Consider the following 12,838-nt stretch of genomic DNA (forward strand, 5'->3'; position numbering starts at 1 on the left):
AATAAAAATATAAAATATGGCTAATAGCTACTCGAGGTACTTTGATGGATCCATGGACATACAAGAAGCAATCAAGTTTCTTTTACTGAAGTTATAACCTGAAAGAAGAGCCATCATATTCTCCCTCCCCAAAAGGCGACGAGTAATTTCTTTAAGTGATACTCCCTGGCGCCCCAACTCCTGAGCAGAACTCGACAGGTTAAGCAAGTAATCATACTTTTCTTGAAGCCTTTTCTTACCATTCTCTACCAAACCCCGATGGGGACATAAGATAAGATCAAATTCATATTGAAGTACTTTTCGCATACTTTTCATTAAAACCGGAATACTCTCATCCTTACGCAACATTTTTAGATGACTGGCCACATAGAGGTCAGCAGTAAAAATCCAGCCCCGGTCTTCCATCAGGTAACAGGTCATATCCTTAGCATGGCCTGGTGCGGCGATAGGTATTGTTTTCTCGCCGGCTATACGCAGATCTTTTGGCAATTCGGCTGCTTCAGCCAGACCGGCAGCTCCCCAAATTAGCCTTTGAATTGGCGGTATACGAAAACCCCGTTTAAGAATTTCTATAGTGGCTTTGGGGGCACGAGGTTGAACTCCTGTCAACTTATAGATAGCGCCGGCATTGCCGCTATGATCCTCATGATGGTGAGTAAGTAGAAGCTGACGAAACGGCTTGTTTTTCACAAACCACTTGACATACTTCCATTGATTGCTAGGCCCTGTATCAATAATGGTATCTTTTAAGCGATAAACAATAAATGTGGTATTGATCCCAAAATCAAATCTGCCAACTCTCTGCGCATCAAGATCTTTGTAGTCAAATGAATCAATGACCGACACACAAGCCTCCCATGCCTGAGACCGAAAAATTGAGAAGACTAGAGATTTAAGATAGTTATACCTCAGCGAGAAGGTCTAGATATCTGATAAAGTAGGGATAAAATTGGTGACAGCATCGACTTATTGAGTCATTAATCTGCTAAAAAGACTACTCCGTGAGTTCCATACGCAATTTCAAGCCAAGCTTGGTGGTAGCACCACTGGTAGTCCAGGCAATCTTTCCGTCACTCCCCACAATAATCATCGTTGGCGTTACTTTGATTCCCCAACGGGAACTTATTCTGCCCACGGGGTCATTGATTGTAGGAAACTTCAGATTGTGCCGGAGCATATATTTCTCTACCTCATCCTCATCACCAGATTGCATGGCAATTCCCAAAACCTGATATTCCCGCGCCAGCTCAGATATTTTGGGAGATACTATACGGCAATAAGGGCACCAGGAGCCCCAAAAGTAAATAAGGACAGGTCCATGAGTTGTCATCTCTTTAAGATTTAACAAGTTTCCATTTATGGTTTTACCTTCTAGTGGTGGAGCTGTGTCTTTGGGAAGGTCTCGTTGCTGATAATAGCCAACCGCAGCCATTACCAGTATAGCTAGCATAGAAAAGGCTACTATTTTTACCGCCGCCCGGTACCGTTGAATTTGCACCGTAAACTTTTCCTATATTTTAAATTTTTCTAGCCAATTTTGGATATCCATCTCACCCAGTACAACTAAGAGTGGTTCAACTCTATCGCTCCTCATCCTCTTCGTTGTTATTACTATCTTCGAACAAATCGACAATCATAAATTCCTGCAATACCTGAGGTAGAAGCTTGGGTCTCTTTGCTCCAGCAGGATACCAAGCATAAACAGGGATTGAGTTGCGCCCTAATGCGGCCAGGGATTCAGTAATTTCTGGGTCCTCTCGAGTCCAATCGGCACGCAGTAACAAAACATTATTATCCTGAAAGAGTTTTAATGTTTCCTCTTTATCAAGCACTCGCTTTTTATTTACCTGACAGGTAACACACCAAGCAGCTGTGTAGTCGACAAACACTGAACGCTTTTCCTGTTGCGCCTGTTTAAGCAGTTCAGGATCGTACTTTTGCCATGAAACTAAAGTTTGTATCATTTTCTGATCTGCTCGCTCCATAACCTTAAAAGCTAACGGCAAACTGATAAATAAGAGACCCCAGGAAATTCCCCTAACTAAACCTGTGGAGTTATGTATCATCCAGAGGATAATCGTTGCTATCAGTACCATAGAGGTACCCATTAGCCAACCCATCTCTCCTTCCATTCGACCCAGAATCCAAAGGAGCCAAATTACTGTAGCGTAGAGTGGAAAAGCCAGGAATTGGCGAAGTTTTTCCATCCATGGCCCCGGAGATGGAAGCCTTCTTAGGAGTGATGGACTAACACAGAGAATTAAGAATGGAGCTGCTAAACCAATCCCCATAGAGATAAAGATAAGCATGGCCTCCAGTGGAGGTAATATTGTTGCAGAGCCCAACGCTACGCCCATAAATGGTCCAGTACAGGGTGCAGCAACAAACACTGCAAGGGCACCTGTACCAAAGGTTCCCCCTTTACTCAGGCCTGCAACCTTCACCAAGTGTTGGCCAAATTCAAAGACTCCATGAAAAGACATGGCCATCACCCAAAATAATACAATCAGGCTCAACACCACTTCAGGGGACTGAAGTTGAAAGCCCCACCCTATAGATGCCCCACCTGCTCGAAGTAGTAAAAGTAACAAGCCTAGGATCGTAAAGGTGCTAACCACGCCAGCAGCATAAATGAGCCCTTCCAACGGGCGAGAACCACCGCTATAGCCCTCCCCTATTAAGCCAAGCAGCTTGATTGAAAGAACAGGGAAAACACAGGGCATCAGATTCAATATGACCCCGCCAATAAATGCCGTGAGGATGATCAGCCAAATTGGACGCCACTTCTCAGTAGGTAGAGGGCTACCGAAGGAGACATCATCAAACTTCCAGGCCTGTTTTCCATCACTGATGACAAAACTAGTTACCGCGGGAGTAGTCGCCTCAGGCTGGCGCTGGAAGAGATAGATGAGTGACCAACCATCTCGTCGGACCCTTGGCTTGGCGGGAGAGATGACTTTTCCATCCAGTGGAAAAACCTGTGGTACCTGACCTTTCTCACGTGCTTCAATCAACAGGCGTATGCGGTCTTTTCCTTGAGGAACCAGCGATTTTATCATCCAAGGGCTGCTTTCATTCGAGGTAGGCACTCTCTCTGCAAAGTAATCCCTTATTATCAGGTCATCTCCTGTCCACTTGGGCTGCTTCCCAACAGGGCGGGTTAAGGTTATGGTGCCACGTCCTGGAATGCACTCGATCTTACACACAAGCCATTCAAGATCTGCTTTCAAAGCGACTTGCTCAGCTCCTGACTTGGGTTTGAGGTCAAAAAGATAGACAACACTGCTCTCATAACCCAGGTTTGTAAGGTGTTCCACCTTCAAACGAGTTGGAAAAGGCCATTCAATATTTCCTATGCTTGCCCCCGAAGCCTGTATATTAAAACGGGGCGCGGCTCCGGAATCTCCCGGATTTCGCCAATACACGTGCCACTCAGGGTCCACCTCGAAGTAGATACCAATTTTTTCGGTGCGTACTTCTTCAAAACTAGAAGGGGCCAACCAACGTATACGCACATGATCGCCGGAAGTCTCTTCCTCTGCATAAAGGAAAGAACCATAAAAAAAAGCCAATCCACTAATGATGATTATCAAGACAAACTTGATTTTAAACACACTCTTTTCCTTGGGCCTTATGCCTGGGAAATTTAAAAATGCAATACTGGTTATCTATGAACACTATACTGAGAGATAACCACTTAAGATCAATAAATTGGACGCAGATTACCCCGTCAATATCCCCTTACTAACTTTGGTAATTAGGCGCAGGTTCTCGTTTGAGATCTTTGTCAGCCCTTTAAGTTTTTCAATAATCTATAACCATCGCTCCTTAGGCTCCAGGCTGGCCAGAGACCTAAAACTTACTCACAGCTCATCTTGGCACAAAAAATAGCCGCCGATTAGCCTGGTATTTAGATACTCATCAGCACATAGTAGGAAAATAATTGATTGGAAATAGATATCGAGACTCTGGCAGACCGCCTACAGATCAACCACTTGTCATTCGTTGAATATTATGACGGCGTTCCTTATGCCCTTTCCAGCGCCCATTGCTTTCCATATTGGTCTCTCGCTTATTCAGTATCAATCTTATGGAAAAGGGAGTGACGCCTAAGAAAAAGGCAACCATCTGAAATTTATCAGCAAAATCCGCCAGAATATGTTTTCTGATTTAATGTATCTGCGCTTTTACGGCGAATAGTGCCTCAAAGAGATAGGTAATTTAATCTGACAGACTGTAGAGAAAAACAATCAGAAGCAATAATTCTAGTGAGCACTTATCTTTCAACGCAATGTTTAAGATTTCTTTTATTTCTGGACTCATAAAGAGTGGATAAAGTATTTATAAAATAACAATGGCACTCTGGAACTGAGTCTTTGGGCGTGAAAACCTGTAAAATTCAACCTCAATTTTCTATGAAAGTTTTAATGATATCATTGATATATAATACCCCTGCGCGAGCTCGCCCCCCAACACATACTTTCATCTTTAATCTGAAATGGGTCATTACACATACTTATTAAATACAAGCGGGACTTAACTCTTTTTATCCACACTATCAATATTTACGTAATTTATCTTTTCAATATTCAGCCAATAAAGGATGTTCAACATTAACAGAAACCAAATTCTCCAAAAAATCCTCAGTAGCCAAATCCCAGCAGAAAGTTCTCGCTCGTGCGATACAATCCTCTGATTTGAATGTAAGAGCTTTTTGAATGGCCACCCCAAGATCTTCATCCATTGCACCAACGGGTGCATCGCCAATGATGTCTCTTGGCCCGGTGACCGGATAGGCCGCAATTGGCAGGCCACAAGCTAACGCCTCAAGATTCACCAAACCGAAGGTATCTGTTAAAGATGGAAATACAAAAACATCCGCTCCAGCATAACACTCGGTTAATGCCTCTCCCTCTTTTACCCCCAGATAAATCACCTCTGGAAACTCTTTCTTTAATGTATTTAATTGAGGACCATCTCCTACCACCACTTTGGTTCCAGGAGTATCAATAGACAAAAATCTATCTAGTGACTTCTCCACAGCAATACGACCAACATTTAACATAATTGGCCTGGGCAGCCCTGAAAAAATTTCAGTTTCAACGGGATGGAATTTATCCAACTCCACTCCTCGACGCCAGCGAACAATCCTACTAATACCTAAATTTCTTGCTTCTGCCTCCATACTTGTAGTTGTCACCATCGTTTGAGCTGCAGACTGGTGAAAATCCACAAGTAGCCTATGCAACCAACTTACAGGTATTTTGTATCTTAGGGAAACATATTCAGACAATCTTGAAAGCCATGAAGTTGTATACTTTAAACCTCGCTTTTTACAATATCTCCGCATGGAAATACCAATTGGCCCCTCTGTCATAATATGAATAGTATCTGGGGAAAAGTCATCAACAATACGAGCAAGACGGGAACCAGGGAATACTGCAATTCTAATTTCATGATATCCAGGCCAGGGAAAATACCTAAAATCATCAACAGATAAAAGCTTAACTTCATGCCCTCGAGCAGACAATTCTTTTATGGTTTTCTCTAGAACCCGCGATACGCCATTAAGCTGCTTCGGATAGGTGTCCGTAGCAATCAATATTTTCATACCATAAAACCTTTATCTAAAGACAAGAATCGTTTCAAAACAGTGCCAACAAAAATACGAAGCCACTAAATAAAGCTTGAGACGATTCCGACACTTACCATTTTGACAAGCAGGGTATTTTTCTCTGATCACAGCGACTGGAATATTTCTTTGCCACCTGCTCCACTTCTGATAAAAGCTTATCACTCAGCGTGATCGGCTGTAGCCCCATCTCCAGCAACTGGTCATTAACAGCCAGCAAATCATTTTCTGGAGACTCTTTTCTTGGGTTATCCACATAGGCAATAGCCACGTCTGTTTTATCAGCAATCAACTTCGCCAGATCCCTGACTCGATGTATTTCAGTCATCTGGTTCAATATTTTGACCCGATCATCTTTTTCCGGAGGATTTTCTATCGCTAACTGTATACAACGGCAACTATCCTGAATATGGATAAAAGCACGTTTCTGCCCACCGGTACCATGAACTGTAAGGGGATAATTAATCGCAGCCTGCATTAAAAATCGATTCAATACAGTGCCATAATCTCCATCATAATCAAATCGATTGATAAGATACTCATCCCTACGGGTTTGATTTGTTTGTGTGCCCCAAACAATACCCTGATGTAAGTCAGTAATACGCAGCCCATCATTTTTATTATAAAAAGCAAACAATAACTGATCCTGAGCCTTAGTCATATGATAGATAGAACCAGGATTTGGAGGATATAAAATTTCCGAACTTACAAATCTACCTTCCTCTTCCACTTGCACCTTGAGGTATCCTTCTGGGATTTTCATGCCGGCAGTGCCGTAACCATAAACACCCATAGTTCCCAGGTGTACAAGATGAATATCCAGCTTACTCTCTACAATCGCGGCAAGAATATCGTTGGTCGCACTCAAATTATTATTAACCGTCAAACGTCTATGGCTTGATGACTTCATCGAATAAGGCGCTGATCGCTGTTCGGCAAAGTGTACAATTGTGTGCGGTTTCTCGGTAACCAATAGCTCTAGCAGCCTGTGATATTCTTTACCGATAGTGATTACAACATGCCGAATATTCTTGCCCGACACTTCTCGCCAAACCCTCAGCCTCTCTCCTAATGGCTGAATAGGCGTGAGCGACTCGACTTCCAGCTCTATATCGGTTTTTCTCCTTGAAAAATCATCGACAATTATAACTTCATAGCCTGCATCAGAAAGATGAAGGGCGGTTGGCCAGCCGCAGAATCCATCCCCACCAAGAACCAGTACTTTTCTCACCCTAACCTCATTTATTAGTGACAGAAAAATGACTTCTATTTGAATACACTGAATCAACTATTGATAACGAACTAGATTATCTTCACTAGCGGCATATCCAATCCAAGAGCAAAATCCTTTCGCTTATTGGTTATCTTTATCAGTAATTTCCACTCAAACTTAACTCACGGATAAAGCCAAGTATCTCTGCTAGAACTATCTCACTGTTTGCAGTGTGAAATATATGGCGTCAAAGACAAAATAAGCGCCAATCAAAGGGAAATAGCGCCAATCTTCACTTTCTTTGGCTTTTGTGGGAACAGAGTAGATCATTCAGGAATTCAGCGTTACTTTGAACAACCTTCAAATTACTAAGCATGTCCCAATCAATCAGACAAGATTTACAATCATTTTTGATTATCTTCACCGGCATAGATCACCACCATTTCATGTGCAATAGACATTTGCACATTCCTTCCACATTCCAATCATGATCAGGAAAACCTGAGCCCATCCAAGCAAGGCAGAGCCAACAGAGCGACTAAACCTATTCCTCACTTTGAAGAAAACCTGTACTCATATAAACACGGGGCTTTATTATTTGCTGTACCAAAAATTTATGCCTGCCAGGTTAAAGCTCTGACCACCATTACCAAGAGGCCCACTGTCATCGAAAAACAACTTTTTAATTTATCTAAATTAATGGGAACTTCACACGCCGAGATGACAACTAAGACACGTAAGACAAATACAAAAGGTCTGTGCAGCAGCGCAGAGGGTTATGGGCAAAAATAAATATCTGGGGTCGCACTTAGGGCATTAGCTCTAGCAGAAAGTTAGCTCTCTAAAAAAGCCAACTATCAGCAAATCTCCCTATTTTTTGAGCCTACTTCCGCAAACGGTTTTCCGTAAGCGGCTTGCAAGGATGCATTTAAGCTTTATTGAAATGCACTTTGTGGGAATAAAAATATCCTCACCAAGAATCTATTTAGCAATTTTTCCTGAGACTGACTGATCAGCCCCTGGATAAATTGCCGCACTTTCTACCCGTGCATTTTCATAAATATACTGCTCCATCCGCATTCTATTTCGTACCGGGAGATATAGCTGATGATTTCCAGAAGACACTTATTGCCTATTTCCCTGGCAATATCGGCCCTAACATTTATTGCACCTCCAGTCCTCGCGGACTTTGGTTCTAAACATGACAAGCATCGGGTACCTAAGAACGCAAGAAAAGGTCCTCGGCCACCCAAGCAACAACCCTTCGATTTCAGTTCAATCTTTAACACCGTCCAGATTCTGGAAGCTGGCGCTGTGGAAATACACCTCGGTGGCCATATTGATCAGGCCACACTGGAAGCAATGGACCCAATTGAGGCCTATGTTCATGCTTTCGAAGAAGGTGATGAGCTATTTGAAATGAACTACAACGCGCTCGATGGGGTAGGTGTCAATGTCGGCAACGGTAAGCGCTTCACCAGTTTTCCGCGCCCTGATCTCAGAGGCCCAAGGGCCTGGGCCAATATTTTGCCCCATCGAGCTACAGGCCCCAACGGTGATTCCTGTATCAGTTGTCACAATGTTCCCGTTGCCGATGGCGGCGGTGGTGTGAACGATAACGTGATCCGTATGGACCCAGAGCGTAAACAAAAAGGCTTTATTGAGCGTAACTCGCCGCATCTATTCGGCATGGGCGCGGTACAGTTGGTCGCCGAGGAAATGACCACCGAATTACACAACCTCAGGGATCAGGCTGTCGACGACAGTTGTGCCTCCGGTGACAGTGCCACTGTGGAAATGGTAGCCAAAGGAGTGAATTTTGGTGAAATATCCGTTTCCTGTGAAAACGTCAACTACGACAATCTCGCTGGCATTGATACAGATCTTGTTGTGCGCCCCTTTGAATGGAAGGGACTCACCGGCTTCGTACGTGCTTTTGTGCGAGGTGCTGCGCACCAGGAACTCGGTATGCAGGCCACCGAACTGGTCGGTGATGCCGATAGCGACTTCGACTCTGTCAGCAACGAACTGAGCGTGGGGGATATCACCGCACTGGCAATCTACAATGCTGCACAACCACGGCCAGTCACCAAGCTCGAATTGAACAGCGTGATTGATACCCTGAATGAAGAGGAAAGGGAAACCTACGGGCTACCTCTCAGTGAGGCAGATATTGCCAGCATTAAAAATGGCGAGGAAATTTTCTCCTCTATCAGCTGCGCCTCCTGCCACTCTCCCGAGATGGAAGTCAGCTCACCAGTATTTTATGAACCGTCGAAACACGCCAGCTATCGCGATGAGACCTACCCAGCGGGCAACATTGCCGGGTTACCCACTACCTCCCTGCAATTTAACCTGCTGACAGATATTCTCGACAACCCTCAGGAGCTACCTTCCGGCCAGACCCTGGGACAGTTCGAGGAGTCCGAGAATGGCGGAGCAATTGTACACCTCTATGGCGACCTGAAACGCCACGATATGGGCCGAGCCATGGCTGAGGAGTTCGATGAGGGCAACGTAGGTGCCTCGGTATTCCTTACTGAAAACTTGTGGGGAGTAGGCTCCACACCACCCTATCTACACGATGGCCGCGCCACCACCATGACGGAAGCCATTCTGTTTCACGGAGGGGATGCACAATCCAGTAAAGAGCAGTTTGTAGCCCTTAGCGATGCTGACAAAGCCGACCTGCTGAATTTCCTGGATAACCTGGTACTTTACCTGGCTCCAGAGTAAGCCTCTTAAAACCCACAATCCAACCGGGGCGGCCTATCGGCTCGCCCCTTTCACATCTCAGTACAAATTATGGCGTTGATGCCACTCTGCCAGTGACTCATCTGGGTACTCATCGAAATGCTTGTCCGCGGCTCGAATATCCGGCTCTACCCAGGTTTTGGCAAAGGCCAGCATCATATGAGTAAGTTCTGGTGGTACGGGAAGTTCACTATCTATCGCAGAGGCAAATGGGTGGACCAGATCGGGCCAGCGGGGGTCCCACAACCAAAGCGCACTGCCACAGCGGGAACAAAAATGGCGTTGCGCCGGGCTGGCACTATTGCTGCCAGACTTATCTCGCAATATTGCCTGATACACTGAGATAAACTCCTTCCCCTTTACCGTCAGCGACTGGTAATCCCCTCCCAGGTTAACGGCATAGCCCCCTCCCCCAGCCGTCTTGCGGCAAATCGAACAGTAACAGCGGTTAAATGGGTATGGTTGTGCACATTTAAGATTGAATCGCACCGACTGGCAGTGACAGGAACCTTTTAGTTTCAATATAAAATCTCCCCACTTGTCTTGCTTACACCTCCAATGTCTGTATCTAGGCTAGACTGGTTAGCGGTCCCACAATCAAGGGTTATGCCGCCATGGCAATAGATAAGCCCGTCAGACACGATAAGTGGCAGGCCCAGGAATATGTAAAGGCCTCCTCCATGCAATGGCGGCACGCCATGGAAGCTATCCAACGCAGCAACTATCAATGCGCCAGCACTATCCTTGATGTGGGCTGTGGCGATGGCAGAATCACCCGCTATCTAGCTGAACACCTCAAGAGTGGCAAGATAATCGGTGTGGACCTCACTGAGGATATGATTCGCCACGCCCGCAAAGCCCACACCGGTGTACCCAATCTCTCCTTCGAGCAGATGAGCGCCGATGAAATTCAGTTTGATAAGCAGTTCGATATTATTTTTTCTTTCAGCTGCTTGCACTGGGTGGCAGACCAGAAGAAGGTCTGGAATGGCTTTTATAAACACTTAAGAGAGGATGGCAAGATTGTGGCCGGCTTTCAGGTTGACCATGAGAATTTCTGGGATACGGTGTACGAATTCCAAAACAATAATCAATGGCAGGCACATTTTGAGAACTTTCTCGATCCTTACAATCATTATTCCCTGAATGAAATGCGTAATTATATCGAGGATGCTGGATTTTACCTGCCCAGGATCGATGAAATCCATCATGTGGAAAATTTTGGCACCCGAGACACGCTCACAGCGTTTTTCTTATCTTGGGTGCCTCAATTTCGACATCTGCAGAACTCGCAAAGACAAGAATTTGCCCAACAAGTGATGGATGCCTACTACCAAAAAATACATCCAGAAATGCGCAAACATGCTGGAGTACGGATCAAGCGGTTTATTATTGAAGCCGTCAAATGAATCGGCATCCATGTATTAATTTTAAAGCTAGTAAACTCAAATCACCCTTAGCTGCTAACTTTTTAGAGCTTAACCATTCTCTGCAAACTTTTGAAAAAGTATCAACAAAATAAAATCACGAACGGGCCATTGTATCTAGGTCCACCTTCAAGCAAGAGGCAATTAAGTTTCTCTTACAAAAGTTGTGGCCAGTTAAAATACTTACCAAGCCCTCTTTTCCCAGCAAACGCTCGCTGATTTGCTCTAATGGCAGCCCTTGCTGATCAAGCTGCTGTGCCTCTGCAGATAAATTCAACAGAAACTCATACTTCTGCTTTAACTGCTGCCAGCCATTTTCTACAACGCCTCGATGGGGACAGAGAATGACTTCGAAGGAGTGCTCCAATACACTTTTGATACTGTTTAACAGGATGGGGATATCTTCATCGATGCGAAGAAACTTTAAGTAATTGGCAATATATAAATCTGCACTGAACAACCAGCCGCGCTCAGGCAACAGGTAGCAGGTCATATCTTTGGCATGACCAGGGCTAAATAGGGGCTGCACTTCTTCAGTACCAATGCGGATATCTTCTGGCAGTGGCGCTACTTCGGCTTTTCCAGCGGTTCCCCAGAACAGTTTTTGCATGGGGGGGATACGAAAGCCCTTTTTTAATATCCCTATAGTTAAGTCCGGCGCAAAAGCCTGCACGCCGGTGAGCTTCTGGATAGCTCCGGCGTTGCCGCTGTGATCCTCGTGGTGGTGAGTCAGCAATAGTTGTTTTAGCGGTGTATTTTCAATAAACGGCTTAACATATTTCCACTGGTTACTAGGGCCAGTATCTATTACTGTGCCATTAAGCCTATAAACGACAAATGTGGTGTTGACCCCCATATTCAGGCGGCCAACTCGGATTGCCTCCAGGCCCTGATAATTAAATGTTTCTCTTACCGACATGGGGAACTCTCTTACAGATTTTGGAGTATTTTCAGGCAAGTGGCACAAGCGGAGAAATTGCAATTTCCTCGAATGTAGGTGACATATCACTACTAATCTCTATAAGGGGACAAGCAAGAAGGCCCAAGTGAGGCATAAATCCCCTAACCCAGTAGCAAACTGTTCTCAAAATACTTCCAGCGACACCACCTCAATCCCTCTTTCCGTGTAGCGCCAACACAAATTGAACCCACACAGCGCCATGCCATAAATTCGCTGTGGATCGTTTTTTTGGTAAGCGGGCCGGGGATCTTGTGCCAGAACCTGCTCAATTAACTTCGGCAGATCAGTGCCCCAGTCATCTTTATAGGCCTTGGCTTGGCGAAGAATCGCTTCCGGGATATTTACAGTGATCAATGCGGGAGCGGCATCGGCAAAAGCGCTTTCAGCATGGTGTAGGGCATCGGCATAGGGCACATAGGGTTTGATATCCAACACTGGTGTGCCGTCTACCAGGTCGGCTCCACCGACAATCAATTCCACTTTGGGGGAGGTGCGCACTTCCAGTAAACGCACCACGGAAAGGCCAATATTATTGGGCCTAAAGGGGGATCGAGTGGCGAGTACACCGAGCTTTTTATTACCACCCAAGCGCGGGGGGCGGACCTTGGCGGACCATTGCCCGGCAGCCTGGTGAAACTGGAAAACAACCCAGATATGACTGTTTTCCTCCAGCCCCGCTACCGCATCTGCCACATTCAGTGGCGCTAGTAGTTCGATACTGGCCCGGCTGGCATCGGCGAGCAGTGGCTGACGGGGAACACCAAATTTTTCACCAAAACAGGAGTGCACACGGGCAATGGGCTCAACAACCATGGAAAATCCAGACAACCAATAATGAGCCCGATATTTTA

Annotated in this window: 10 protein-coding genes; 2 read left to right on the forward strand and 8 right to left on the reverse strand. The window is 45.3% G+C overall.

What is annotated here, in order from left to right; all coding sequences use genetic code 11:
- Positions 1-27: 27 nt before the first annotated feature.
- The 5 genes from ACJJI0_RS10650 to ACJJI0_RS10670 all read right to left on the reverse strand — a co-directional run bounded on the left by ACJJI0_RS10650 (position 28) and on the right by ACJJI0_RS10670 (position 6,863).
- Complete coding sequence (locus ACJJI0_RS10650; protein WP_444885855.1) at positions 28-846, reverse strand: MBL fold metallo-hydrolase; 819 nt, start codon at positions 844-846, stop codon at positions 28-30.
- A gap of 148 nt (positions 847-994) precedes the next feature.
- Complete coding sequence (locus ACJJI0_RS10655) at positions 995-1,498, reverse strand: protein disulfide oxidoreductase (RefSeq protein ID WP_444885856.1); 504 nt, start codon at positions 1,496-1,498, stop codon at positions 995-997.
- A gap of 82 nt (positions 1,499-1,580) precedes the next feature.
- Positions 1,581-3,614 (reverse strand): protein-disulfide reductase DsbD family protein, encoded by a 2,034-nt coding sequence (locus tag ACJJI0_RS10660; RefSeq protein ID WP_444885857.1) that lies wholly within the window; start codon positions 3,612-3,614, stop codon positions 1,581-1,583.
- Positions 3,615-4,582: 968 nt separating this feature from the next.
- Positions 4,583-5,611, reverse strand: coding sequence for a glycosyltransferase family 4 protein (locus tag ACJJI0_RS10665; RefSeq protein ID WP_444885858.1), 1,029 nt, complete (start codon positions 5,609-5,611; stop codon positions 4,583-4,585).
- A gap of 94 nt (positions 5,612-5,705) precedes the next feature.
- Complete coding sequence (locus tag ACJJI0_RS10670; protein ID WP_444885859.1) at positions 5,706-6,863, reverse strand: NAD-dependent epimerase/dehydratase family protein; 1,158 nt, start codon at positions 6,861-6,863, stop codon at positions 5,706-5,708.
- A 1,089-nt stretch (positions 6,864-7,952) separates the two neighbouring features.
- Between ACJJI0_RS10670 and ACJJI0_RS10675 the strand changes: the two genes are divergently transcribed.
- Entirely contained in the window at positions 7,953-9,581 is a 1,629-nt protein-coding gene (locus tag ACJJI0_RS10675) for a di-heme oxidoredictase family protein (RefSeq protein ID WP_444885860.1), read from the forward strand.
- A 57-nt stretch (positions 9,582-9,638) separates the two neighbouring features.
- Here the strand turns inward: ACJJI0_RS10675 and ACJJI0_RS10680 are convergent, their stop codons facing one another.
- Positions 9,639-10,121, reverse strand: coding sequence for a GFA family protein (locus ACJJI0_RS10680; protein WP_444885861.1), 483 nt, complete (start codon positions 10,119-10,121; stop codon positions 9,639-9,641).
- A gap of 92 nt (positions 10,122-10,213) precedes the next feature.
- On the opposite strand from ACJJI0_RS10680, the gene ACJJI0_RS10685 reads away from it, so the two are divergent.
- Positions 10,214-11,008, forward strand: a complete 795-nt coding sequence (locus tag ACJJI0_RS10685) for a class I SAM-dependent methyltransferase (RefSeq protein ID WP_444885862.1) — start codon at positions 10,214-10,216, stop codon at positions 11,006-11,008.
- 115 nt (positions 11,009-11,123) lie between these two features.
- Here ACJJI0_RS10685 and ACJJI0_RS10690 read toward each other — a convergent pair whose 3' ends face one another.
- Together ACJJI0_RS10690 and tsaA are read right to left on the reverse strand one after the other, a co-directional pair.
- Positions 11,124-11,945 (reverse strand): MBL fold metallo-hydrolase, encoded by an 822-nt coding sequence (locus ACJJI0_RS10690; protein WP_444885863.1) that lies wholly within the window; start codon positions 11,943-11,945, stop codon positions 11,124-11,126.
- A gap of 165 nt (positions 11,946-12,110) precedes the next feature.
- On the reverse strand, positions 12,111-12,800 hold the full coding sequence (gene tsaA / locus ACJJI0_RS10695) for a tRNA (N6-threonylcarbamoyladenosine(37)-N6)-methyltransferase TrmO (RefSeq protein WP_444885864.1): 690 nt from the start codon (positions 12,798-12,800) through the stop codon (positions 12,111-12,113).
- Between the last annotated feature and the right edge of the window lie 38 nt (positions 12,801-12,838).

This window comes from Microbulbifer mixtoriginis (SeqCode), assembly GCF_052466695.1.

Bases quoted from the DNA above. Each gene is read 5' to 3' on its own strand.
- ACJJI0_RS10665 (WP_444885858.1), bottom strand. From the start codon at position 5,611: ATGAAAATATTGATTGCTACGGACACCTATCCGAAGCAGCTTAATGGC.
- ACJJI0_RS10675 (WP_444885860.1), top strand. From the start codon at position 7,953: ATGATTTCCAGAAGACACTTATTGCCTATTTCCCTGGCAATATCGGCC.
- ACJJI0_RS10685 (WP_444885862.1), top strand. From the start codon at position 10,214: ATGGCAATAGATAAGCCCGTCAGACACGATAAGTGGCAGGCCCAGGAA.
- ACJJI0_RS10690 (WP_444885863.1), bottom strand. From the start codon at position 11,945: ATGTCGGTAAGAGAAACATTTAATTATCAGGGCCTGGAGGCAATCCGA.
- tsaA (WP_444885864.1), bottom strand. From the start codon at position 12,800: ATGGTTGTTGAGCCCATTGCCCGTGTGCACTCCTGTTTTGGTGAAAAA.